Origin of the sequence: Pseudomonas sp. BAY1663, from assembly GCF_000582595.1 — a bacterium.
GTDB lineage: Bacteria > Pseudomonadota > Gammaproteobacteria > Pseudomonadales > Pseudomonadaceae > Stutzerimonas > Stutzerimonas stutzeri_AF.
Window position 1 is genome coordinate 1 of record NZ_AZSV01000017.1, and the last position, 23,269, is coordinate 23,269.

General features: G+C 66.0%; 15 protein-coding genes, 5 pseudogenes and 1 riboswitch. Of the genes and pseudogenes, 11 read left to right on the forward strand and 9 right to left on the reverse strand.

Going from position 1 to position 23,269, the window contains the following annotated elements:
- Positions 1–215: 215 nt before the first annotated feature.
- A complete protein-coding gene (locus BAY1663_RS07280; protein ID WP_037039012.1) occupies positions 216–407 on the reverse strand; it encodes a hypothetical protein in 192 nt (63 codons plus the stop codon).
- A gap of 171 nt (positions 408–578) precedes the next feature.
- Here BAY1663_RS07280 and BAY1663_RS07285 point away from each other — a divergent pair, with 171 nt between their 5' ends.
- Positions 579–1,163 (forward strand): YajG family lipoprotein, encoded by a 585-nt coding sequence (locus tag BAY1663_RS07285; RefSeq protein WP_037039014.1) that lies wholly within the window; start codon positions 579–581, stop codon positions 1,161–1,163.
- A 382-nt stretch (positions 1,164–1,545) separates the two neighbouring features.
- Here the strand turns inward: BAY1663_RS07285 and BAY1663_RS07290 are convergent, their stop codons facing one another.
- Entirely contained in the window at positions 1,546–2,907 is a 1,362-nt protein-coding gene (locus tag BAY1663_RS07290) for a DUF1329 domain-containing protein (protein WP_037039017.1), read from the reverse strand.
- A 340-nt stretch (positions 2,908–3,247) separates the two neighbouring features.
- Between BAY1663_RS07290 and BAY1663_RS07295 the strand changes: the two genes are divergently transcribed.
- Complete coding sequence (locus BAY1663_RS07295; protein ID WP_256206591.1) at positions 3,248–3,469, forward strand: hypothetical protein; 222 nt, start codon at positions 3,248–3,250, stop codon at positions 3,467–3,469.
- A 90-nt stretch (positions 3,470–3,559) separates the two neighbouring features.
- On the opposite strand, the gene BAY1663_RS07300 is transcribed toward BAY1663_RS07295, so the two are convergent.
- Positions 3,560–4,726, reverse strand: a complete 1,167-nt coding sequence (locus BAY1663_RS07300; RefSeq protein ID WP_037039019.1) for a 1-acyl-sn-glycerol-3-phosphate acyltransferase — start codon at positions 4,724–4,726, stop codon at positions 3,560–3,562.
- Positions 4,727–4,994: 268 nt separating this feature from the next.
- On the opposite strand from BAY1663_RS07300, the gene BAY1663_RS07305 reads away from it, so the two are divergent.
- Genes BAY1663_RS07305 through BAY1663_RS07315 form a run of 3 tightly spaced genes read left to right on the forward strand, consistent with a single transcriptional unit; the run spans position 4,995 to position 6,066 of the window.
- Positions 4,995–5,177, forward strand: coding sequence for a CPXCG motif-containing cysteine-rich protein (locus tag BAY1663_RS07305; RefSeq protein ID WP_037039022.1), 183 nt, complete (start codon positions 4,995–4,997; stop codon positions 5,175–5,177).
- Complete coding sequence (locus BAY1663_RS07310; protein WP_037039024.1) at positions 5,177–5,437, forward strand: DUF2007 domain-containing protein; 261 nt, start codon at positions 5,177–5,179, stop codon at positions 5,435–5,437. Before BAY1663_RS07305 ends, BAY1663_RS07310 begins: the two co-directional genes overlap by 1 nt.
- Positions 5,438–5,448: 11 nt before the next feature.
- Entirely contained in the window at positions 5,449–6,066 is a 618-nt protein-coding gene (locus BAY1663_RS07315; protein ID WP_037039027.1) for an SOS response-associated peptidase, read from the forward strand.
- Positions 6,067–6,367: 301 nt separating this feature from the next.
- On the opposite strand, the pseudogene BAY1663_RS07320 reads toward BAY1663_RS07315, so the two are convergent.
- Positions 6,368–8,496, reverse strand: a pseudogene (locus tag BAY1663_RS07320) (methyl-accepting chemotaxis protein).
- Positions 8,497–8,789: 293 nt separating this feature from the next.
- On the opposite strand from BAY1663_RS07320, the gene BAY1663_RS07325 reads away from it, so the two are divergent.
- Complete coding sequence (locus BAY1663_RS07325; RefSeq protein ID WP_037039029.1) at positions 8,790–9,608, forward strand: M48 family metallopeptidase; 819 nt, start codon at positions 8,790–8,792, stop codon at positions 9,606–9,608.
- A 24-nt stretch (positions 9,609–9,632) separates the two neighbouring features.
- Here BAY1663_RS07325 and BAY1663_RS07330 read toward each other — a convergent pair.
- The 4 genes and pseudogenes from BAY1663_RS07330 to BAY1663_RS07345 form a co-directional block, all read right to left on the reverse strand.
- Positions 9,633–10,075 (reverse strand): annotated as a pseudogene (locus tag BAY1663_RS07330) (ester cyclase).
- Between the two features lie 85 nt (positions 10,076–10,160).
- Positions 10,161–10,748 (reverse strand): TMEM165/GDT1 family protein, encoded by a 588-nt coding sequence (locus tag BAY1663_RS07335; protein ID WP_037039032.1) that lies wholly within the window; start codon positions 10,746–10,748, stop codon positions 10,161–10,163.
- 89 nt (positions 10,749–10,837) lie between these two features.
- Positions 10,838–10,955, reverse strand: a riboswitch (yybP-ykoY riboswitch).
- 57 nt (positions 10,956–11,012) lie between these two features.
- Positions 11,013–12,011 (reverse strand): class I SAM-dependent methyltransferase, encoded by a 999-nt coding sequence (locus BAY1663_RS07340; protein ID WP_037039034.1) that lies wholly within the window; start codon positions 12,009–12,011, stop codon positions 11,013–11,015.
- A 397-nt stretch (positions 12,012–12,408) separates the two neighbouring features.
- Positions 12,409–13,367 (reverse strand): annotated as a pseudogene (locus BAY1663_RS07345) (2-hydroxyacid dehydrogenase).
- A 231-nt stretch (positions 13,368–13,598) separates the two neighbouring features.
- Between BAY1663_RS07345 and BAY1663_RS07350 the strand changes: the two are divergent.
- Together BAY1663_RS07350 and BAY1663_RS07355 are read left to right on the forward strand one after the other, a co-directional pair.
- A complete protein-coding gene (locus BAY1663_RS07350) occupies positions 13,599–14,333 on the forward strand; it encodes a LysE family transporter (RefSeq protein ID WP_256206593.1) in 735 nt (244 codons plus the stop codon).
- A 105-nt stretch (positions 14,334–14,438) separates the two neighbouring features.
- A pseudogene (locus BAY1663_RS07355) lies at positions 14,439–16,119 on the forward strand (fatty acid--CoA ligase).
- A gap of 8 nt (positions 16,120–16,127) precedes the next feature.
- Here BAY1663_RS07355 and BAY1663_RS07360 read toward each other — a convergent pair.
- Entirely contained in the window at positions 16,128–18,185 is a 2,058-nt protein-coding gene (locus BAY1663_RS07360; protein WP_051497091.1) for an ATP-binding protein, read from the reverse strand.
- A gap of 66 nt (positions 18,186–18,251) precedes the next feature.
- On the opposite strand from BAY1663_RS07360, the gene BAY1663_RS07365 reads away from it, so the two are divergent.
- The 3 genes and pseudogenes from BAY1663_RS07365 (at position 18,252) to BAY1663_RS07375 (ending at position 23,209) form a co-directional block, all read left to right on the forward strand.
- Complete coding sequence (locus BAY1663_RS07365; protein WP_371257592.1) at positions 18,252–18,884, forward strand: MBL fold metallo-hydrolase; 633 nt, start codon at positions 18,252–18,254, stop codon at positions 18,882–18,884.
- A 119-nt stretch (positions 18,885–19,003) separates the two neighbouring features.
- Positions 19,004–19,657, forward strand: coding sequence for an OmpA family protein (locus tag BAY1663_RS07370; protein WP_037039038.1), 654 nt, complete (start codon positions 19,004–19,006; stop codon positions 19,655–19,657).
- 151 nt (positions 19,658–19,808) lie between these two features.
- Positions 19,809–23,209: pseudogene (locus BAY1663_RS07375) on the forward strand (CHASE domain-containing protein).
- Positions 23,210–23,269 lie beyond the last annotated feature (60 nt).

Consider the following 23,269-nt stretch of genomic DNA (forward strand, 5'->3'; position numbering starts at 1 on the left):
CCTTTGGCGTCGCCTGATAGTTCGTGCATCGAGCAAAAAGCAATAATTCTCGATCTTCCAGGCGACTCGGGCGAAACCAGAAGTGTCAACACACTCGGTAAGCGCCTTGATCGCCGAGGTTCAAGCCCAAACCAAATAGCAGCAACACCCAAACTTGCCAGGCCGGTATCAGCTGCCTCTGCCCACGATAATCTGCAAAGAACCTCACATGCCGATCAAGCCGCGCGCGTAGCGTCTGCCGGCAACTGCCGGCCGATCCAGCCCAGCCGCACCTCCACCACCTCGACCCAGCGCGGCCCCTGCGGTCTGGCGGCGCTGCTGAATAGCATGCGACAGCAGCCCTGCTCATCGAGCAGGGCATAGTGACGGAGTGCGCGGCGGCGCAGCAGGGCGGGAAGCAATCGCATGGAGTGGCGCTCATGGCTGTGACATCGCCGCCTTTATCGCAGACATCCGTGACAGGCGGATGAAGGAACGTGCCGGTGTCGCAGCCGGTCTGAATCGCATCACTGTCGGCTGGCTGCGCCGCTGGGTATACTGCCCGGCGTTCGTCGTTCCCTAACCTTGGAGAAAACAGCATGCTGCGGCGCCTGTTGTTCGGTCTTGTCACTGTCCTTGGAGTGAGCCTGGTCGGCTGTGCCCATAGCCCCCAGCAGCTCGATCCCAGTCCCAAACTCGGCGGTACCATCAATCCTGTCGGCCAGGGACAGCCCGTGGTGGTGCGGGTCGTCGACGGTCGTGCCTCGCCGACGCTGGGCACCCGCGGCGGGTTGTATCCGGAAACCAGCGCGGTGATCGTGCCCAGCGAGAAGATCATTCCCAAACTGCAGGCGCAGACCGAAGCGGCCGTTCGGCTGCTGGGTTTCACGCCATCACCGAATGCCTACAACGCCCCGCAGCTGACCCTGACGCTGGCGGAACTGAAGTACCAGTCGCCCAAGGAAGGCCTGTATGTGACCGAAGCCAACATCGGCGCCACCCTGCGGGTCGAGGTACAGAATTCCGGCAAGCGCTACAACGGTCGCTATGGTGCCTCGTTGAACCAGCGCTTCGGCATGGCGCCCAACGAGCAGACCAACACCAAGCTGGTCAGCGATGTCCTGAGCGATGCGCTGACCCGCGTATTCCGCGACGAGAGCATCGGTCGCCTGCTGGCCGAATAGCGCCGCCCCGCTCCCCGGACGTCACCATGAACCCGTCTCATCGAGACGGGTTTTTTATGACCATGTCCCGCTCGCGCATCGCATGGGCGTCGAACGTCGGGCGCAGGTTGGCTCGGGCCTGTAGGTTGGGTTGAGGCGCATAGCGGCGAAGCCCAACGTATTCGCGCCCATGCCAGCCTGTTGGGCTTCGCGGCGCTCAGCGCCACCTACCCGCGAGCGCCCGATCAGCGGCTGTTGCAAGGCTTCGGCCGAATATGTCCAGCAAGGCCCTGCGACACGTAAGGGGCGTAGCCTTTTATGAGCAACTGCTGGTGCTTATCGCCTGTTGAAATGCAGAAGCCCCGCGCGGGGCGGGGCTTCTGGCGGTGTAGTGAGGCCGGGCTCAGCGTACGCCGGAGTTGCGCAAGGCCGCCGGGGTGTACTGGTTGGAGTTGGCCTTGTAGTTGTAGGTGTAGGGGTTCTTCTCTTCGTTCTTCATGCCCATGACCAGGTAGCGGCCGGAGACGAGGTCGTAGAGCGTCTCCATCGCATACAGCGGGACCTGCACGTTGTAGATGTAGGTGCTGTGCGCCTCGGCCACGCGCCAGAGCTGGTTGCGACCGTCGTAGTGGTCGATGATTGCGGCCTGCCAGGTGTCCTCGTCGATGAAGAAGTGGCGCTTGGCGTAGATATGGCGCTCGCCCGTTTTCAGCGTCGCCTCGACTTCCCAGACGCGGTGCAGCTCGTAGCGGGTCAGGTCCTGGTTGATGTGGCCGGCCTTGAGGATGTCACCGTACTTATGTTCGGGCGAATCCAGGCGGTAGGCGTTGTAGGGGATGTACAGTTCCTTCTTGCCCACCAGTTTCCAGTCGTAGCGATCCGGTGCACCGTTGAACATGTCCAGGTTGTCGGAGGTGCGCAGGCCGTCGGCGGCGGTACCCGGGCCGTCATAGGCGACCTGGGGCGCGCGGCGCACGCGGCGCTGGCCGGCGTTGTAGATCCACGCCATGCGCGGCTCCTTCACCTGGTCCAGGGTTTCGTGCACCAGCAGCACGTTGCCCGCCAGGCGCGACGGCTCGGTCACCTGCTGCTTGAAGTAGAACAGGATGTTGCCGTGCTTCTCCGGGTTGTAGTCGGTAAGGGTGTCGGTGTAGACCACCTCGTCGATGAACTTGACCAGGCTGTAGCTGCCGTTGACCTGTGGCGTGGCCTGGGCGACGAGGCGCCGGGCCGAGCTACCGCGGTAACGGGTGATGTGGTTCCAGATGACTTCCAGGCCATCCTTGGGGATCGGGAAGGCGACGGCGGTCTGGAAATTCTCCAGGCCGTTGCCGCCACGGACCAGATTGGCCTGGCGCGCGTTGTGCGCGGCGGCATCGTAGATGTGCTGCGGCATGGCGGCACTGCGGCGGGTTTCGAAGACCGGCAGGCGGTAGCTCTGTGGATAACGCTTGAGCATGGCGATCTGCCCGGGGCTCAGGTTGTCCTTGTACTGCTCGTAGTTCTGCGCGGTGATGGTGAATTTCGGCTTGTCAGCGCCGTACGGGTCGCCGACGAAGCCGTCGGCGCTGATCGGGGCGGCATCCTGCGGCAGGCCGCCGGTCCAGGCCGGGATGGTGCCGGCGGCGTTGCCGGCCATTTCGGCGCCGATGGGTGTCAGCGCGTTGCCGAGCCTGGCCGCCTCGGATTCGGATACGGCTGCCATGGCACTGCTGGCCAGGAATGACAGCGTAAGGGCCCCCGTTGTGAGTATTGTTTTTTTCATTATCTGGTCCTGTGCTCCTGAATAGCTGTTCCCCCGCGGCGCTTGCGGCGAGCGGGCGTCGATCGGCGTATCCGTAGAGCCGATGCATGCCCGCAGCCCCGCCTGGCTGTCGGCCCGCACGCGCTCTAGCTTGCCGCTTCGAGGTATGGCGAGGGTGAAGGTCGGGAGGTCTATAAGTCAAGATTGAACGATGAACATGGCGCCATAAGCCAGCCTGATAATGGTGGGGCCGAGCCGCCGCTCCGTCGGAAAAATCCAGGTGCGGCGTTTCGCTTGCTAGACTGCGCGGCCGCGTTCGGCGATGCGTCGAACATTCGATCACACCTGAGCGGAGGTCTGGATGTCGCTGCAGGCGCACCTGGTCATGAGCCCGGTTTTTCTTCTCGACTGCATGGCGCTGCTCTGCGCCCTGTGCGGCAGCTGGTTGCTGCTGGCCACCCGCTGGCGCGAGCAGCGCGCGGCGACGCGCTTGCTGGCGGCTGGCGATTCCGCTGCCGGGGCGGCGGAGGTCGGCCACGCGGCGACGATTCGCTCAATCGGCTGTTCTATCGGGCCGGTTTAGCCGGGCTGGCGCTGGCCCTGGCATTTTCCTGGGGCGGCCAACTGCTCTGACGGCCGCCGCCGCTGTTCGAGCGGCGGCAGGGCGCGGTTCTTAGAGCTCCAACCCGGCATTGAGTCGGTACTGATTGCGTACCGGCATGGCGTACTGCTGGATCAGGTACGGCTGCTGCACGCTGGGGCAGGCGGCCAGGCGCTTGGCCCATTCGGCCTCGGCGCGCTCCACTTCCTCGCGGCTGAACAGTTCGGCGGCGCTGGGCACCTCGATCTCCGGGTCACGGCCATCCCACAGGCGATAGGCCAGGTAGTGCACGGGAAACAGGCGGTAGCCGCAGAGGATCTGGCGGTCGACGGCCGCGGCCATCTGCTTGGCGTCCTCGGGGACGTTGTCCATCGGCGTGCCGAAGGCCACGTGGACCCGTCCCTTGTAACCGGTGATGCCCAGCGCGATGCTGGCGTCGTCCTCGCCCGGCGCCTTGCAATAGCTGCCGGTGGTGGCACGGATGTACAGCTCGCGCGCCTTGGCCTGGTCGCAGGGGTCGTATTCGTAGCTGATCGCCACCGGAATCGGCCGCAGCGCGGCGAGCGCGTCGGCGAACGACTCGTCCTTGCGACTCATGTGCAGCATCTTGAGGATCGCCGAATCGGTACGGTCGTCGCCGTCCTTGGCGCGGCCTTCGGCCTGGGCGATCCACACCGATTCGCCGTCGTTACGGATCGAATGGTTGATGTAGGCCGAGAGCACCTGGTAGGCCGCCAGTTTCTCGCGGCGCCCGGTGATCGAGCGGCGGACGATGAAGCTCTTGTTCAGGCGCATCAGGTCGCTGACGAACGGCCGCTGCAGCAGATTGTCGCCGATGGCGATGCGCGGCGTGCGGATGCCCGCCTGATAGACCGCGTAGTTGACGAAGGCGGGGTCCATCACGATGTCCCGGTGGTTGGCCAGGAACAGGTAGGCGCGGCCCTGCTGCAGCTGCTCCAGGCCCGAATAGGTCACCCCGTCGGTGGCGCGTTCGATGGTGCGGTCGACATAGGCTTCGATCTTGTTCTGCAACGCGTCCACCGTATGAATACTGGCGAACTCGCGGCGCAGCCTGCGGGCGATGATGGGTTTGATCAGCCAGCCCAGGGTGTCGGCCAGGCGTGGGAAGCGGAAGTGCGCCAGGATATCGAGAAATTCCCGATCGGCGAACAGGCGGGCCATGACGACCGGGACTTCGGTGTCGGCATAGGGTCGGATGGCTTCGAATTCGTCCATCATGCTCTCTGTAAAGGAAACGGCGAGAAACGGGCTCGTGCGGTGAACACAGCGGGTAATTTGCTGAACAGGCGGGGCGTCTGGCCCATACTCGGAGCACAGCGACCGCTTTCTCTGCCTGATCGCCCGCCATGTTCCGGCATGCGGCCGGCGCACCTCCTGCGAGGCGCACCTTGGTCAGTTCTTGGGTTTGCCGGTTTTCGGCGCGCTTGCGATGAGAAACCGGGACCTCAGAGACGGCGATTATAGCGACAAGTCACGTGGAGGACCGATGCTGGAAGCACAGCTCTATCAATGCCCGTACTGTGGCGAGCCGGTCGAGGCCCTGCTCGATCTCAGTGGTGGCGATCAGCAGTACATCGAGGATTGCCCGGTGTGCTGCCGGCCGATCGTGTTCGATCTGCGCACCGACGGTGTCCACTGGCAACTCGGGACCTTCAGGGAGGACGAGTGATGCAGCGTATCTACGAACCGCGCGACCTGCTGGAGGCGCAGATGCTCAGCGGCATGCTGATGGGCGAGGGCATCGATGCCTTTCTGGCCGGCAGCCATCTGCTGGGCGCCATGGGTGAGTTGCCGGCGGCGGGGCTGCTGGGGCTGATGGTGGCTGACGAGGATGCCGAGCGGGCACGCCAGCTGATCGCCGCGTACAATGGCGCCGAGCCGTTGCCGGGCGATGAACCGGAGAGTTACCCCGGCGAATTGATCTGCTGACGAGTCTTTCTATGTGTGGCCGCTACGCCCTTTTTCGCTGGAGCCAGGATTTTGCCGCCTTGCCCGGTTTCCCCGCTGACCAGCAGCCGCACTGGAGCCTGGCGCCTGGCGCCTCGGTGCTGTTGCTGCGCCAGGTCGACGAGCAGTTGCAACTGAGCCGGGTGCGTTGGGGGTTGACGCCCGCCTGGCTCACCGACCTGACCCGCACGCCTGCGCAGGCGCGCGCCGAAACCCTGGCCGAGCAGCCGATGTTTCGTGAGGCCTTCCGCCTGCGGCGCGGCCTGCTGCCGGCCAACGGCTTCTATGAGTGGCGTGGTAGCGCTCGCAAGCGGCCCTACTGGATGACCGGCGAAGGCTCGCTGAATTGGTTCGCGGCCTTGTGGGAGGCCTATCCGGTCGAAGGGCATACCTACCTGAGCGCCGCGGTGGTGACCCTGCCGGCGGCGAACCTGCGCCGGCCGCTGATGCTCGACGAGGCGGGGCGCTCCGCCTGGCTCGATCCGGCGACCCCGCTGGACGTCTTGCAGGCGCTGCTCGGCCAGCCGCAACCGGCGTTGCGCGAGCGCCCGCTGGCGACGCTGGTGAACGATCCGAAGCTCGATGCGCCGGAGTGCCTGACACCGGCGTAGCCTGGGGCGGGCGGCGCTCTGCCGAGGCGTGCGGCGGCGCAACCCAACGCTCATCGATGTGCCGCCTGTTGCATCGCCCGTTGGGCTTCGCTTCGCTCAGGCTGCGCGCCCCGACCCAACCTACGGCTGCTCCGCCCATATGCACGGAGTGCACGCCGTAGGTTGCGGTTGAGGCGCGTAGCGCCGAAGCCCAACACCACGCCGAAGTGATGGTTGACGCCTTGCTCGTTGGGCTTCGCTGGGCTCAGCCCCTGCCTGCATACCGGCGCCGTACGGCGCCGTACGGCGCCTTGCGGGCCCTTCAGACCCTGAACTGGTTGATCAGCCGGCGCTGTTGCTCGGCCAGGCGTGTCAGGCCGGCGCTGGCCTGGCTGGCCTCCTCGGCACCGCCGGCGACCTGCTGGGCCACTTCGCCGATATTGCTGACGTTGCGGTTGATGTCCTCGGCGACGGCGCTTTGCTCTTCGGCGGCGCTGGCGATCTGGTTGTTCATGTCGTTGATCAGCGAGACCGCCTGGGTGATCGCCTGCAGCGCTTCGGCGGCGGCGCTGGCCTGCTCGACGCTGTGCAACGTGCGGCTCTGGCTCTGTTCCATCACGGCGACGACGTCCCGCGTGCCGTTCTGCAACTGCTGGATCATCTGCTGGATCTCGCCGGTGGCCTGCTGGGTCTTCTGCGCCAGGTTGCGCACCTCGTCGGCCACCACGGCGAATCCGCGGCCCTGCTCGCCGGCGCGGGCGGCCTCGATCGCCGCGTTGAGGGCGAGCAGGTTGGTCTGCTCGGCGATGCTGCGGATGGTCACCAGGATGGCGTCGATGTTTTCGCTGTCCCGTGCCAGGGCTTGCACCACGTCCACCGCGCGGCCGATCTCGCCGGCCAGTTCGGTGATGGTCGAGCCGGTGTCCTGGACGATATGACGACCCTGGTTGGCGGCGCGGTCGGCGTTGCTCGCCGCCTCGGCGGCCTGGCTGGCGTTACGTGCCACGTCCTGCGCGGTGGCGGTCATCTGGTGCACCGCGGTGGCGACCTGCTCGATCTCGGCCAGCTGGGTCTGCACGCCCTTGTCGGTGCGGATGGCGATGTCGGCGGTGTGTTCCGAGGCATCGCTGACCTGCTGCACCGAGCCGACCACCTCGCCGATCATGCCCTGCAGGCGTGCGAGGAATGCGTTGAAGCCGGCGGCGATCTGCCCCAGTTCATTGCGGCTGTCGATGTTCAGGCGCTGGGTGAGGTCGCCTTCGCCCTGGCCGATGTCGTCGAGCATGGCCACCATGTCCCGCAGGGGCCGGGTGATGCGCCGGCTGATCAGCCAGAGGGCGGCGAGCCCGATCATCGCGATCAGCAGGCCGATCAGCAGCATGGCAGCGAGGCTGCTGTGGTTTTCCTGGTCCAGGGCGGTGATGAGCTGTTCCAGGTCCTGCATGACCACGGCCAGCGGCAGTTCCAGCATCAGCACCCAGCGGGCATCGGTGTCGGTGAAGGAAAAGGGCAGCAACACCTCGATCAGGCCGCGTGCTTCATCGACCTGATAGTGGGCCTGGCCGACCGGCAATCGCTCGATGCTCTTCAAGCTTCGGGGGCGAGAATCTGCGCCGCCGGTTTGCCGAGCAGGGCGGCGTCGTGGCTGTAGGCGGCCAGGCGGCCGTTGCCGGAGATCAGCGCGATCTTGCCGACACCGCCGTAGAGCTGGTCGTTGACGCCGCCGAGCAGCTGCTGGATGAAGTCGACCCGGATGTCGGCGCCGACGATGCCTTGAAACTTGCCGTCGATGATGATCGGTGCGCTGAACGAGGACAGTAGCGCCTTTTCACCATTCATTTCATAGGGAGCCGGATCGCCCACGCAGGATTTCAGGTGCTCGCGCGGGCACAGGTAGTACTCGCCGGCGCGCACCCCGGTCTCGAGCAGCGTGGTGTCTTCGATGTCGGTGAGCCTGTCGAGCACCACGCTGCCGCTGTTGTCGCGATACAGCCAGCTGGCGAAACGGCCATTGAGCATGCCGGGGGCGTCGCCACGGTACATCACGTCGTTGGCATCCACGCCGTTGGGTTCCCAGGCGATGAACGTACTGTTCAGCGCCGGGTTCTGCAGCAGGGTTTCGCGTGCCAGATTGATCAGTTCCTCGCGGGTGAGGTTGGCCATGGGCATGCCCTGGTCGTCGGTCATGCCGGGCAGGGCGTTGACCCGGGCGAGGCCGATGGCGATCTGCAGCGGCTCCTGCAGCTGCGCCTGGAGGCGGCTGACCTGCCATTGCGCCAGGGCGGTCACGCGTTGTTCGGCCATGTCTTCGATCAGCCCCCGGGTACGCTCCTCGACCAGTTCCTGGGTACGCATGCCGGATACCATCGCATAGAGCAGCAGGGCCGCGATGATGGCGAGCGTGCAGGCTCCGGCGAGGGCGGCGAAGGAGGTCTGGATCGATCTGAACATGGCGTGGCTGCTCTTGTTGGCTACGTCTGGTCTTGACGCTATCGGCAGGTTTCGCCATTGCTGCAGCCGCGCCTGTCGGTTGCCGGGGCGCCGGGCCGGCGCGTCTGGCACGAGCGGCTCTGCGCTGCGGATTGCGCCGAACGCCGCCGGGCGGCGTTGCGCGAGTGCCCGTGGCCTGGGTGGCGTGCCTTGTGAGGTGCCGTCCGGCTTGCCGTCATTCGCTGCAGCGACGCGGCTTGCGATGAAACGGGAACAGCCCCTAGCATACGGCGCAGATTCCCCGGAGAAGCTCCATGTTCAAGCCGCAACCATTGCCCATGCTGATCGCCGCCGCGCTGCTGGCGGGCTGTCAGGCCGTCAATACCACCAGCGGTGGCGCCGTGGGCGTCGACCGCAAGCAGTACATGTTCAGCATGCTGTCGACCGAACAGGTCAACCAGATGTATGCCCAGTCCTATCAGGAGACGCTCAGCGAAGCCTCGAGCAAGGGGGTGCTGGAGCAGAACAGCGCAGTGAGCAAGCGGGTCAATGCCATCGCCCAGCGTTTGATCGCCAAGGTCTCGGTGTTCCGTCCGGATGCGGCGCAATGGGCCTGGGACGTCAACGTGATCGACAGCCCCGAACTCAACGCCAACTGCGGGCCGGGCGGCAAGATCATTTTCTATACCGGGCTGATCGAGAAGCTGAAACTCACCGACGACGAGATCGCCGCGGTGATGGGCCACGAGATTGCCCATGCGCTGCGCGAGCATGGGCGCGAGGCCATGTCCAAGGCCTACGGCGTGCAGATGGCCACCCAACTGGGCTCGGCCATGGGCGTGGGGACCGGCGGCCTGCAGTTGGCGAACATGGGCGTGGAGTACCTGATGACCCTGCCCAACAGCCGCAGCAACGAGAACGAGGCGGACCTGATCGGCCTCGAGCTGGCCGCGCGTGCCGGCTACAACCCGAACGCCGCGCTCACTCTCTGGGAGAAGATGGCTTCGGCCGGTGGTTCGGCGCCGCCGGAGTTCATGAGCACGCACCCGTCGTCCAGCACCCGTACCGCGGCGCTGAAAGCCAATATTCCGAAAGTCATGCCGCTCTACGAGCAGGCCCGCAGCGGCCGTTGATCCGGCCCGCTGTCATCCGGCCGTTCAGGTCGGTGGCAGCAAGGCGCCGAGAGGGGGGTCGATGCCCAGTTGCAGGCGCACCCCCTCGAGGTCGATCAGCGTGGTGATCTCTTCGATGTCGCCGGCCGGGTTCAGCGTCCAGACGCTCATCGCGGCGATGGCGAGGATCTTGTCGCTGGCCGGATAGCCGAGCAGTGGCATCGCCAGCGTCCCCATCACCGTGCTGGACGTGACGACCTTGTGGCCTTCGCAGATGCATTCGTCCACCACCACTTCCAGGTCCGGCATCGCGCTGCGCACGTTGCGCACTAGCTCGGCGAAGCCGGCACTGTTCAGCGGCTGGCTGATGAATGAGCCTTGTAGCTGAAATACTTGCTCTGCATCTGTTCGGAAAGGGCCAGGCGGCCCTTGTTCCAACTCAGGTCGATATGGTTGCAGACTCGTTTCTTGCGTCCATCCGCTGACATGCAGCCTGGTCTCCTCGGGGCGCTGATGGTGCGCTGCGGCTGCGCACTCTATCAGCTCCCCGGCCTTGCGGATTTGCGCTGGGTATCAGCCTGAGACAATCGCGCCCATGCTCAGCGCTTCGTAACCGGCATAAAGCGCCAACGCCGCGAACCCTGCAGCCGCGACCCGACGAATCAGCGCCAGCGGCAGGCGATCGGCGGCGAAATGGCTGGCCAGGACCACCGGGACATTGGCCAGCAGCATGCCGGCCGTGGTGCCGAGGATCACCAGGATGAATTCGGGGTACTGCGCGGCCAGCATCACCGTGGCGATCTGCGTCTTGTCGCCCATCTCGGCGATGAAGAAGGCCACGATGGTGGCGACGAAGGGACCGTAGGGGCGGCCGAGGCGGGTGTCGTCGTCATCCAGCTTGTCGGGGACCAGCGTCCAGGCGGCGACGGCGGCGAAGCTGAAGGCCAGGATCCAGCTCAGCATCACCGGTGACAACAGGCTCGATACCCAGCTGCCGACCGCGCCGGCTGCCGCATGATTGGCCAGGGTCGCGACGACGATCCCCCAGATGATCGGCCACGGGCGTCGATAGCGGGCCGCCAGCAGCAGCGCGAGCAATTGCGTCTTGTCGCCGATTTCGGCCAGGGCAACGATCAGGGTGGGGACGAAGAAAGATTCCAAGTGGCATTCCTTAAGGGCGGGTCGACAGTTCTCCATGACACGCACCACCTGCCCGCCCGGGTCAGGTGTACATGTCATGGGTCTTGTCAAACCGGGGCCGGGCGTAGGGCTACGCCCTGGCCGGTCGCATGCGCCATGGTCTGCGGACCAAGTATGTTGACGCATGCCGGACGAGCGGGGCGCTCGTCGGAGACTACTCCCCCAAGGACGGCGGCGAGTTTGCCGCAAGCCGCCCCTGGGTGCAAGCGCCTGCGGCGGCTGGCATCAGCCGCGCGGGGCCCGGTAGATGCGAAAGCCATCGCGCTCGGCCAGCGTCTGGCAGGGGCCGAGGTGGCGCTCGATCAGCGGTGGGTACTTGAGGAAGGCATTGGCCACCAGGCGCAGCTCGCCGCCGCCGAGCAGGTGTTCGGCCGCATGCTCGATCAGTGCCTCGCTGGCTTCGTAGCTGGTATGCACGCCCTGGTGGAACGGCGGGTTGCTGACGATCGCGGCCAGCTGCCGCGGCGCGGCGTGGATGCCGTCGCCGGCGATCACCTCGCCCTCCAGTCCGTTGGCGGCCAGCGTCATGCGGCTGCTCTCGACGGCGAAGGCGTCGACGTCGAGCAGCACCACCTCGCTCTGCGGGTAGCGCCGCTTCAGCACGGCACCGAGGATGCCGGCGCCGCAGCCGAAGTCGAGCAGGCGCCCGTTCGGCAGGCCGTCGAGGTGTTCGAGCAGCAAGGCGCTGCCGCGATCGAGCCGGCCATGGCTGAATACCCCGGGTAGGCTGATCACCTCGAGCGGGCCGTCCGCCAGCTGCAGGCTGAAGCGCTGGGCCAGCGCCGGCAGCTCCGGCAGCGCCGGTGCCCGCTCGACCTGAACCTGCCAGAGCTGGCAATGGCGCGCGCTGTCGAGCTTGCGCGGGGCACCGTAGCTGGCCAGCTGCCTGGCGGCGCGCTCGACCCCGGCGCGCTTCTCGCCGACCAGGTACAGGGGACGACCCTCGAGCCCGGCCGCCAGCGCCTGCAGCAGATACTCGGTCAGTTCTCGGGATTTCGGCAGGAACAGCACGGCGGCCTCGAAGTCCGCTTGGGCAGGCGTGACGCCGAAACTGCAACGTCCGGCAAAGCGCCGCTCCAGCAACTGTTGCTCGCCGGCATGCCAGCTCCAGCCGGTTGCCCCAGGCAGATGGCCCAGCAGATCGTCGGCGGGCAGGCCGGCCAACAGCAGCTTGCCGCCGAACAGTTCGGCCTGGCGCAGCAGCACTTCGCTTCGGGGGTCCATGGAGGTCTCCTGAAAAAGTCCGGGAGCTTAGGGGCTGTTGGCGTTTCGCCGCAAGTTGTGACGCGCCATGGCGCCAAAGAGCCGAAATAGCGCTTTCAGGTCTGGGGCAGTCCTTCGGCCTGCAATCGCCGCGAGGTCGCGCCTCCCACAGGAGGTTCAGTGTGCACCGGCTGCTTTTTGTGGAAGGCTCCCCCTGGGGCGATGCTCTTTAGCTTCAAGCTGGCAGTCCTTCGGCCTGCATCGCCGCGAGGGCGCGCCTACAGGGGGGCAGTGTGCACCGGCTGCTTTTTGTGGGAGGCCCGACCTCGGGGCGATGCTTTTCAGGCTTCAAGCCTCCAGTGCTTCTATCGAACGGCCCGTCGTGAATGGCCCGATGGAGCCGCTATCGCATGCCGGTTCAGTTCACCTGGCGGGTCGGCGCGCCGACGAAGAAGGCCTTGGCGTTTTCCGTCAGCTGGCCGACGATGCGCTGGCGTGCCTCGCGGCTGCCCCAGGCGCTGTGCGGGGTGACGATCAGCCGCGGCAGGCCGGGGGCCAGCAGCGGATTGTCGTCGCGTGGCGGCTCGCTGGTCAGCACGTCGGTGGCGGCGCCGCCAGATGGCCGCGGCGCAGGGCGTCGGCCAGGGCCTGTTCGTCAACCAGGCCACCACGGGCGGCATTGACCAGGAAGGCGGTCGGCTTCATCAACTGCAGCTCCCGCGCGCCGATGAGGTTGCGGGTCTGCTCGGTCAGCGGGCAATGCAGGGTCAGCGCGTCCACCTGCGGCAGCAGTTCGTCCAGGTCCAGGCGCTCCGGCCGCGCCGGCCGGCCCGGCAGATTGCCGACCAGTACGCGCATGCCGAACGCCTCGGCCAGGCGCGCCACCGCGCTGCCCAGTTCGCCATGGCCGAGCAGGCCGAGGGTCTTGCCCTCCAGCTCGACGATGGGGAAGTCCAGCAGGCAGAACTGGCCGCTTTCCTGCCAGCGCCCCCGGGCGACGGCCGCCTGGTAGTCGGGCAGGCGGGTGGCCAGTGCCAGCAACAGCATCAGGGTGTGCTGGGCCACCGTGGCGGTGCCGTAGGCCTGGCAGTTGCAGACGACGATACCGCGCTCGCGTGCGGCCTGCAGGTCGATGTTATTGACGCCGGTGGCGGCGACTAGAATCAGTTTCAGCTCGGGGCAGGCGGCGAGGGTGTCGGCGTTCAGCGCGATCTTGTTGACGATGGCCACCTGGGCGCCGCGCAGGCGCTCGTTCACCTGTTCCGCTGTGCTCAGGGAATGGCAGACGAGTTCATCGAAGGCCGACTGCAGCGGGGCGAGGTCGAGGTCGCCCTGGTCGAGCGGGGAGAGGTCAAGGAAAACGGCGCGATTGGACATCAACTGTACCTTTCGATAGGGCCGGGACGGGCGGAAGATATCGCCCGGCACGCATGGCGGAGAAATCGATTATGTATTGGCTGGAATTTACGACCGTGGCGCTGGTGCATCTGCTCGCGGTGTTAGGGTCTGTTCTCGTTTCATCGTGAGCCGCGTTGCTGCGCCAAATGACGCCAGGCAAGGCGCGGGACGCAGGGAATGGTGATCCCTTGCCAAGTCCCGCAACGCCGCATGGCGCCATTTGCCGCGCAACCCGAAGGGCCGGGCCTGTTTTTGCGCGATGCTGCGTTACTCGATGACTCATTTGGGCGACCAAACTTCGCATCTCGCGCCTTGCCTCGCGCAAAAACAGGCTCCGGCGCGGCCACGAATGAAACGGGAACAGACCCTAGCCCGGGGCCGGATTTCGCGGTGGCGGTGCGCGAGAGCGTCACCCGGGGCCGGCGGGCGGGCAGCTGGACCGCGTTGGGTATCGGCTGCGGGATCTTCCTGCACGTCGGCTATTCACTGCTTGGCATCGGCCTGATCGTCTCGCAGTCGATTGTGCTATTCAACCTCTTCAAGTGGCTGGCGGCCGGTTATCTGCTCTACCTGGGCTGGCGCGCGCTGCGTGCACGGCCGATGACGCTGGACCTGCAGGCCGATGCGCAGGCGCCCGCGCAGCATTCGGCCTGGCGCGCATTCGCCGTCGGGTTCGTCACCAACGGTCTGAATCCCAAAGCGACGCTGTTCTTCCTGTCGCTATTCACTGTGGTGATAAGCCCTCATACCCCGCTGCCGATCCAGGCCGGCTACGGCCTCTATCTGGCCTGCGCGACCACGCTGTGGTTCCTGCTGGTGGCCTGGCTGTTCAGCCGAGGCCGCGTGCGCGCTGGCTTCGCCCGCATGGGGCACTGGTTCGACCGTCTGACCGGCGCGGTACTGATCGGCCTAGGCGCGCGCCTGGCGCTGAGCGAGATCGCTTAGCCGGCCGAAACGTCCTGAAAGAAAATAATCCTTTGGGTTGATTTTGCCGGGCTCCTGACGCTCTAGAGTGGGCTTACAACTCCAAGAAAAGACAGGATGCCCACCATGTTGCAGACCCGTGTGATCAAGCCGGCGGCGAACGCCTACCAGTATCCCTTGTTGATCAAACGCCTGCTGTTGTCCGGGCTGCGCTATGAGCGCAGCCGCGAGATCGTCTACCGCGACCGGCTGCGCTACGACTACCGCACCCTCAACCAGCGCATCGCGCGGCTGGCCAACGTGCTGACCGAGGCCGGCGTCAGGCCGGGCGATACCGTGGCGGTGATGGACTGGGACAGCCACCGCTATCTCGAATGCATGTTCGCCATCCCGATGATCGGCGCGGTGGTGCACACCATCAACGTGCGCCTGTCGCCGGAACAGATCCTCTACACCATGAACCACGCCGAGGACCGCTTCGTGCTGGTCAACAGCGAATTCGTGCCGCTGTACCAGGCGATCGCCGGGCAACTGAGCACCGTGCAGAAGACGCTGCTGCTCACCGATGGCGACGAACAGGAAGCCGGCCTGCCGGACTGCATTGGCGAATACGAGCGCCTGCTCGCCGCTGCCGAGCCGAGCTACGACTTCCCCGACTTCGACGAGGACTCGGTTGCGACCACCTTCTACACCACCGGCACCACCGGCAATCCCAAGGGCGTCTATTTCACCCATCGCCAGCTGGTGCTGCATACCCTGGCCGCCGCGGTCACCGTCAGCGCGCGGGAGAACCCGCGGCTGATGGGTTCGGGCGATGTCTACATGCCGATCACGCCGATGTTCCACGTGCATGCCTGGGGGCTGCCGTACGTGGCCACCATGCTTGGCCTGAAGCAGGTCTATCCGGGGCGCTACGATCCGGAGTTCCTCATCGAGCTGTGGCGCCGCGAGCAGGTGACCTTCTCCCATTGCGTGCCGACCATCGTGCAGATGCTGCTCAACGCCAAGGCGGCGCAGGGTACGGATTTCAACGGCTGGAAGATCACCATCGGTGGCAGCGCGCTGACCCGTGGGCTCTACGATACCGCCCGGGCGCGCGGGATGGAGCTGATCGCCGCCTACGGTATGTCCGAGACCTGCCCGCTGATTTCCGGTGCGCACATCAACGACGAGCTGCTCGCCGCCGACGAGGAAACCCGCAGCAGCTACCGGCTCAAGGCCGGGGTGCCGGTGGTGCTGGTGGACGCGGCGATCCAGGCGCCGGACGGCAGCTTCCTTCCGGCCGACGGCGCGTCGCAGGGCGAGTTGGTCCTGCGTGCGCCCTGGCTGACCCAGGGCTACTGCAACGAGCCGGAAAAGAGTGAAGAACTCTGGGCCGATGGCTGGCTGCACACCGGCGACGTGGCGGTCATCGACGAGATGAGCAACATCGAGATTCGCGACCGGATCAAGGACGTGATCAAGACCGGCGGCGAGTGGTTGTCGTCGCTGGAGCTGGAAGCTGATCAGCCGCCACCAGGCCGTGCGCGACGTGGCCGTGGTCGGGGTGCCGGACGCGCGCTGGGGCGAGCGACCGTTCGCCCTGCTGGTGCTCGCCGAGGGCCAGCGGCTCGATGTGCGCGGGCTGCGGGATTTCCTCGAACCCGCGGTGGCCGAAGGGCAGATCAACAAATGGGCGATCCCGCAGCAGGTCGCCGTGGTCCAGGAGATTCCCAAGACCAGTGTCGGCAAGCTGGACAAGAAACGCATCCGCGTGGAAATCGCCCGCTGGCTGGAAGAGGGCAACGATGCGATCTCCGCACTCTGAGACCGGGCTCAGCTAGCCTCGAGCATGGCCTGCACCTTGTCCTCCAGCGCCTGGATGCTGAACGGCTTCACCAGCACTTCGTAATCCAGGTGCAGGCCGCTGCGCTCGAGCACCGTTTCCTCGGCATAGCCGGTGATGAACAGCACCTTCAAGCCCGGGCGTGCCAGGCGCGCGAGATCGGCGAGCTGGCGGCCATTCATGCCACCGGCCAGGCCGATATCGGAAATCAGCAGATCGACCTCGCCTGCCTCGCCCAGCTGTTTCAGGGCGCTGGCGCCACAGGCGGCGGCGAGGACCTGGTGGCCGAGCTCCTGCATGACCTCCACCACGAGCATGCGTACATTGTCCTCGTCGTCGACCACCAGCACCGTGCGACCTTCCTGCCGTTCCGGTATGCAAGGGCTCTTGTCCTTGACGCTCGATGGGCGGGGCTCGCCGAAATGGCGGGGCAGGAACAACCTGGCCGTGGTCCCGGCGGGGCTGCTTTCGATATGCACGCCGCCACCGGACTGCTTGGCGAAACCGTAGACCATCGACAGGCCGAGGCCGGTGCCTTCGCCCAGCGGCTTGGTGGTGAAGAACGGGTCGAAGACATAGCTGAGCTTTTCCGGAGCGATGCCGCTGCCGGTGTCGCTGACGCTCAGCGTCACGTAATCGCCGGGGGTCAGGCCGAAACGGCTGGCTGCGTGCCGGTCGAGGCTTTCGTTGCGGGTCGTCAGGGTCAGGCAGCCGCCATCGGGCATCGCGTCGCGTGCATTGAGGGTGAGGTTGAGCAGGGCGTTTTCCAGCTGGTTGGCATCGCAGAGCGTCAGCCAGAGGTGTGCTTCGTGCTCGTTGCGGAACTCGATCAGCGGGCCGGTGGTGCGTTGCAGCAGCTCCATCATCCCGCCCACCAGGGCATTGACATCGGTGGCACTGGGGTCGAGGGTCTGCTGGCGGGCGAACGCCAGCAGCCGATGGGTCAATGCGGTGGCGCGGCTGGCGGAGCCGAGCGCAGCCTCGACATAGCGTGCGAGTTCGCCGGTCCGGCCCTGCTGCACCCGCAGCTCGATCAGCTCCAGCGAGCCGATGATGCCCGCCAGCAGGTTGTTGAAGTCGTGCGCCAGGCCGCCGGTGAGCTGGCCGACGGCTTCCATCTTCTGCGACTGGCGTAGCGCCGCCTCGGCCGAGGCCCGTGCGGCCACCTCCTCGTTGACGCGCTGTTCCAGGGTCTCGTTGAGGCGATGCAGGGCCTGCTCGGTGCGCTTGTGGCCGGTGATGTCCAGGCAGGCGCCGACCAGGTAAGGCTGCCTGCCGTCGGTGTCATGACCGGTCTGCGCCTTGACGAATAGCCAGCGCAGGCCGGTTCTGGAAAGCTGCACGCGAAACTGCATCTCGAAGTCTTCGCCAAGCCTGGCGCAACGTTCGCATTGCGCGACGATGCCCGGGCGGTCGTCGCGATGGACCCGCTGCAGCAGCGCATCCAGGCTCAGGTTGCCTTGCGGCAGGCCGACCAGACGCTGCATGGCCACGTCCATGTCCAGCCGGTTGCTGGCCAGGTCCCAGTAGAAGGTGCCGGTGCCGGACGCGAGCAGTGCCGCATTCAGCCGCTCGTCGCTCTGCCGCAGGCGGTTGCGTGTGCGTTCCTGGCTCTGCAGCAGCTGGGTCACGTCCTCGGCACGGTGGATGATGTAGCGCACCTTGCCGTCCGGGCCGAACACCGGTGCGTTGATCACGTCCCAGTAATGCTCGGCGAAGCCGCCCCCGTCCTCGTCGGACCGTTGCAGCGAATAGCGCACGTTGCTCATGCGCTGGGTGCGACCGCTGGCGATGACCTGCTCCAGCGAGGCGCGCAGTGCCGCGACGCCCTGGGCATCGGGGTTGGATGGATCGTCGGTGTAGACCTCGAACAGGCGCTTGCCGATGATCTCCTCGCGGCGGGTCATGGTGACGCGCAGGCGCTCCTCGCTGACAGCGACCATGGTGTAGGCTTGATCCGCCGTCACGACCAGGTAGATGCCTGGCAGCGCATCGATGATTGCCTGCAGATCTCGAGTGACGATGATTCGTTCTCCCGTGCGGTTCATGTTGGTTCAGCCAAGCCCTTGGCCGCTGAAATTATCATTTTCGAGGAGCCCGTCTTGGAGCCGTCCATCCCGCCCCTGATACGCGAAACCTTCCCCGTCGGGCCCCTGCAGTGCAACTGCACCATCATCGGCGATCCATTGACCCGCAAGGCCATTGTGGTCGACCCGGGCGGCGATCACGAACGGATTCTCGCCCGCCTGGAGGTCCTGGGGTTGCAGGTGGTCAGCATCATCCACACCCATGCCCATCTCGATCACTTCCTCGCCTCGGGGCAGATGAAGGAGAAGACCGGCGCCACGCTGCACCTGCACAAGGACGATCAATTCCTCTGGGACAACCTGGAGATGCAGTGCCGGCTGTTCGGCGTGCCCTATACGCCCGTGCCGGCCCCGGACCAGTGGCTGGCCGACGACGAGGCGCTGGCCTGCGGTTGCGGTGTGGCGCTGCACACGCCCGGACATACGCCCGGCTCGATGAGCTTCTGGTTCCCCGCGGCCAGGCTGCTGATTGCCGGCGATACCCTGTTTCGCCGGGGCATCGGTCGCACCGACCTGTGGGGCGGCGACTACGCCAGCATCGAGCGCTCGATCAAGCAGCGCCTGTACTGCCTGGACGAGGACGCCACGGTGGTGACCGGCCATGGCCCGGACACGCGCCTCGGCGACGAGATGCGGGAAAATCCGTTTGTCCGCGCCTGATGGTTCTGTCGTTTCGTTCCCATTCTTTGCCATGGCCGATGGTAACCTAGCGGCGTTTTTCAGGTCCGTGTTCGCAAGGACGGTGGCCGCTGATAACTGACGAGATGAAGGAAGTACTTATGAAAATGCTGAACTTGACCGCCTTGGCCGCGGGTGTCGCCCTGCTGGTCGGTTGCACCACCAACCCCTACACCGGCGAGCAGCAGGCCGGCAAGGCAGGGGTCTACGGTGGCATCGGTGCGGTCAGTGGCGCAGTCATCGGCGCTGCGACCTCGAGCAAGAAGGACCGTGCCAAGGGTGCCCTGATCGGCGCGGCCGTCGGCGGCGCGGCCGGTGGTGGCTACGGCTACTACGTCGACACCCAGGAAGCCAAGCTGCGTCAGACCCTGCAGGGCACGGGCGTTCAGGTACAGCGCAATGGCGATAACCTGACCCTGATCATGCCGGGCAACATCACCTTCGCCAGCAACTCGGCGGATATCTCCAGCAGCTTCTACCCGACGCTGAATTCGCTGGTGCAGGTGTTCAAGGAGTTCAACAAGAACGGCGTCGACATCGTCGGCCACACCGACAGCACCGGTTCGCTGCAGCTGAACCAGGATCTGTCCAACCGTCGCGCCCAGAGCGTCGCCTCCTACCTGGTCTCGAACGGCGTGGCCGCCTCGCGCATCTCCTCCTACGGTGCCGGCCCCAGCCAGCCGATCGCCAGCAACGACACGGCTGCCGGCCGTGCCCAGAACCGCCGCGTAGAGATCAATCTGCGGCCGCTGTAAGCGCTTTCATAGCGAGCGGAGCTGCAATGGCTCCGCTTGCGTCGTGATTTCGACGTCATGCATCCGTTGTCGCTGTGCTGTAATTGAACCTCTCTGCGCTTCGCGAATCTGAAATTCGATAGCACGCCAGTAGTGGCACAGAGGAGGTTGAATGGATGATCGTCCCGCTCTCCATTCCCGCAGGCCCTGGCTGCCATTGCTGGTCGCACTGGCCTTGATGGCGGGGTTGGGAGGATGGATAGGCTGGCAGTGGCACGTTCAGGAAGTGCGCAGCAAGGTCGAGCAGGAGCAGCGCTTCACCTTCGCCGTCGATGATATCGAGCACACCCTTCGCGAACGGATGCGCGCCTACGAGATGGTGCTGCGCGGCCTTGCCGGACTGGTGGCGGGCAACGACGACGTGCAGGTGGAGGATTGGACCAGGGCCACGGACCAGCTGCAGCTGCAGGACTTCTATCCGGGTATCCAGGGTGTCGCACTGGCGCGCCATGCCACCTCCGCGACCCTGCCGACGATGATCGAGCGAATCCGCCGTTCCGGCCGTGAACGCTTTCGCATGTACCCCCGGGCGACCGCGACGAATATGTCTTCGTCGATTACATCCATCCGACCGACTGGCGCAACCGCCGGGTGCTGGGCTTCGACCTGTTCAGCGAGGAAACCCGTCGCGAAGCGATCATCAGCGCGCGCAACAGCGGCAATCCGGTGCTGACCGGGCCGTTGCGGCTCAAGCAGGAGACCGAGCAGAACATCCAGGCCGGCGTCTTGCTGTTCCTGCCGCTCTATGCCCCGGCGGCACCGGTGACCACCGAGGAGGAGCGCCAGCGCGCCTTCGCCGGCACGCTGCACGGCGCCTTCCGCCTGACCGACCTGATGGAGGGCATTCTCGGCTCGCGCAGCCGGATGTTGCAGTTGCAATTGTTCGATGCCGCCAGCCCCGACTCGCCATTGTTGATGGGGCGCGCGCCGATCAGTGCCGATGCCGCCTTCCAGCGGGTGCGCAACATCTACATGTACGGCCGCAGCTGGCAGCTGCAGGTAGCCAGTACGCCCGAGTACGAGGCGATCCTGCGCGACAACAGCCGCGCTTTCAGCCTGGTGGCGGCGCTGACCGCCGCGGTGCTGTTCTCCCTGCTGGTGGGCGGCTATCTCTATCTGCGCGAACGTGCCCTGCGCAGCAGCCAGGCGCTCAGCCTGCAGTTGCAGGAGCGCGAGGCGCGCTTCCGCCAGTTGATCGAGCAACTGCCGGTGGCCACCTTGTTGTGCAACGCCGGCGGGCGCATCGAACTGGCCAACCAGCGTGCCGGCCAACTGCTCGCCAGCAGCACCGAGCTGCTGGCCGGCGAACGGGTCAGTCGCTACGTGCCGGGCGTGCTCGGCGAGCAGACCCTGCAGCAGTTGCGCGAGACCAGCCAGCTGGAACTCCAGGCGCAGCGCGAGGACGGCCGGCCGATCCCGGTCGCCGCCAGCCTGACCAGCTTCAAGCATGACGCGGCGCTGTACTACGTGCTCAACCTGCTCGACCTGCAGCCGCGCAAGCGCGACGAAGAGCGCTTTCGCAATGTCGTCGAGGCCTCGCCCAATGCCTTCGTGCTGGTCGATGTCGAAGGCCGCATGGTCATGGTCAATCGCCAGACCGAACTGCTGTTCGGCTACAGCCGCGAGGAACTGCTCGGCCAGCCGGTGGAGCTGCTGCTGCCCGAGGCGATGCGCGAAGCGCACCGCGAGTTGCGCCAGGGCTATATCGAGCACCCGGAGCCGCGGCGCATGGGCGGCAATCGTGAACTCTTCGGCCGCCACCGCGATGGCCGGGCGCTGCCGGTGGAGATCGGGCTGTCGCCGTTGCGCAGCGGTGACGAGCAGCTGGTCCAGGCGGTGATCATCGATATCAGCCATCGCAAGGAGGCCGAGCGCCGCCTGCGCGATCAGGCGGACCAGCTGGCAATGGCCAACCGCTACAAGTCGGAATTCCTCGCCAACATGTCCCATGAGCTGCGCACGCCGCTCAACAGCATCCTGATCCTCAGCGACCAGTTGCGGCAGAACGGCACCGGCAACCTCAGCGACAAGCAGGTGCGCCATGCCGACATCATCCACCATGCCGGGCACGAGCTGTTGCAGCTGATCAACGACGTTCTGGACCTCGCCAAGATCGAGGCCGGGCGCATGCAGCTCAAGCTGGAACCATTGAATCTGGCAGAGCTGCTGGCCGAGCTCGAGGATGCGCTCGGGCCCATGGCCGAGCAGAAGGGCTTGAGCCTGACGCTGAGCATCGAGCCGGGGGTGCCGGCGACGCTGGACTCCGACCGCGCGCGCCTACAGCAGATTCTCCGGAACCTGCTGACCAATGCACTGAAATTCACCGAGCGGGGCGGGGTCGAGCTGTCGGCCCGCTGCCTGCCCGATGGCGAGGGCGAGGCCTGCCGGACCTTGCAGCTCCAGGTACGCGACAGCGGCATCGGCATCGCCCGTGACCAGCAGGAGCGGATATTCCAGGCGTTCCAGCAGATCGACGGCTCCATCAGCCGGCAATATGGCGGCACCGGTCTCGGCTTGGCGATCACCCGCCAGCTCGCCGAGGTCCTGGGCGGCCAGGTCACCGTGGACAGCGATCCGGGGCGCGGGTCGATCTTCACCGTCGAGCTGCCCATCGCGGCGACGGCAGCGGTCGCGGTACCGCCGCAATTGAACGGCCCCAAGCCGGGCCTGCTGATCGTCCAGGACGATGCCGGGTTCGCCGCGAGGGTCGCCGAAGTGGGACAGCAGCACGGCTTCGCCAGCGTGATCCGCGATACCGGCGAGCAGGCGCTCGAAGCCCTGCAGCACGAACGCTTCGCCGCGGTGATACTCGACATCCTGCTGCCCGACATCAGCGGCTGGCAGGTCTATCGCGAGCTGCGCGCCGCCAACCAGGGCACGCCAGTGATCATCATTTCCTGCGTGCCGCAGCCCCACGACTGGCACGACGAGCATGCGCGCTACCTGCTCAAGCCGGTGGCGCAGTCGGAGCTGGAACTCGTCTTCATCGAACTGGCGCGCCATGAGCACCGCGCGCCATTGCTCGAGCAGGAAGGGGAGGCGCGCATGGCGACACCGCCGCGCACGGAACCGCCGGTCACGGTGCAGGACCCTGCTGCCGCGCTGCAGCTGTCGAGCCCGGGGCAGCGGGTCTTGCTGGTCGATGAAGACGTGCGACTGATCTATTCGCTGACTGCCCGGCTCGATGACCTGGGATTGCAGGTGGTGCCGGCGACCAGTGCCGACGAGGCGCTGCAGCGTTTCGAAGAGGATGCCTTCGATCTGGTAGTGCTGGACATGAGCCGGCCCGGTGTGGAAGGTCCGGAATTGGCGCGACGGCTCAAGGACGAGCACGGCTTCGAGGCGCCGATCATTGCGCTGGTGGCCGACGCCGATGCCGAGGAGCGCGAGCGTTGTGCTGCCGCCGGGGCGGACGATGTGCTGGTCAAGCCTGTCGAAACCGCGCCGCTGCGTGACGTATTGCGGCACTGGCTGGGGCTGGAGATGGACTCGATCGGCAGCGAAGAGGAGTAGCGAGAAGTGCATGCTGAACATCCGATAGGCGCCGCAACGGGCGCCCGACTGTGCGCCGGA

Excerpts from the sequence above, each read along its gene's own strand:
- BAY1663_RS07280 (WP_037039012.1), bottom strand. The coding sequence starts at position 407 with ATGCGATTGCTTCCCGCCCTGCTGCGCCGCCGCGCACTCCGTCACTAT.
- BAY1663_RS07285 (WP_037039014.1), top strand. The coding sequence starts at position 579 with ATGCTGCGGCGCCTGTTGTTCGGTCTTGTCACTGTCCTTGGAGTGAGC.
- BAY1663_RS07290 (WP_037039017.1), bottom strand. The coding sequence starts at position 2,907 with ATGAAAAAAACAATACTCACAACGGGGGCCCTTACGCTGTCATTCCTG.
- BAY1663_RS07295 (WP_256206591.1), top strand. The coding sequence starts at position 3,248 with ATGTCGCTGCAGGCGCACCTGGTCATGAGCCCGGTTTTTCTTCTCGAC.
- BAY1663_RS07300 (WP_037039019.1), bottom strand. The coding sequence starts at position 4,726 with ATGATGGACGAATTCGAAGCCATCCGACCCTATGCCGACACCGAAGTC.
- BAY1663_RS07305 (WP_037039022.1), top strand. The coding sequence starts at position 4,995 with ATGCTGGAAGCACAGCTCTATCAATGCCCGTACTGTGGCGAGCCGGTC.
- BAY1663_RS07310 (WP_037039024.1), top strand. The coding sequence starts at position 5,177 with ATGCAGCGTATCTACGAACCGCGCGACCTGCTGGAGGCGCAGATGCTC.
- BAY1663_RS07315 (WP_037039027.1), top strand. The coding sequence starts at position 5,449 with ATGTGTGGCCGCTACGCCCTTTTTCGCTGGAGCCAGGATTTTGCCGCC.
- BAY1663_RS07325 (WP_037039029.1), top strand. The coding sequence starts at position 8,790 with ATGTTCAAGCCGCAACCATTGCCCATGCTGATCGCCGCCGCGCTGCTG.
- BAY1663_RS07340 (WP_037039034.1), bottom strand. The coding sequence starts at position 12,011 with ATGGACCCCCGAAGCGAAGTGCTGCTGCGCCAGGCCGAACTGTTCGGC.
- BAY1663_RS07350 (WP_256206593.1), top strand. The coding sequence starts at position 13,599 with ATGGCGCCATTTGCCGCGCAACCCGAAGGGCCGGGCCTGTTTTTGCGC.
- BAY1663_RS07360 (WP_051497091.1), bottom strand. The coding sequence starts at position 18,185 with ATGAACCGCACGGGAGAACGAATCATCGTCACTCGAGATCTGCAGGCA.
- BAY1663_RS07370 (WP_037039038.1), top strand. The coding sequence starts at position 19,004 with ATGAAAATGCTGAACTTGACCGCCTTGGCCGCGGGTGTCGCCCTGCTG.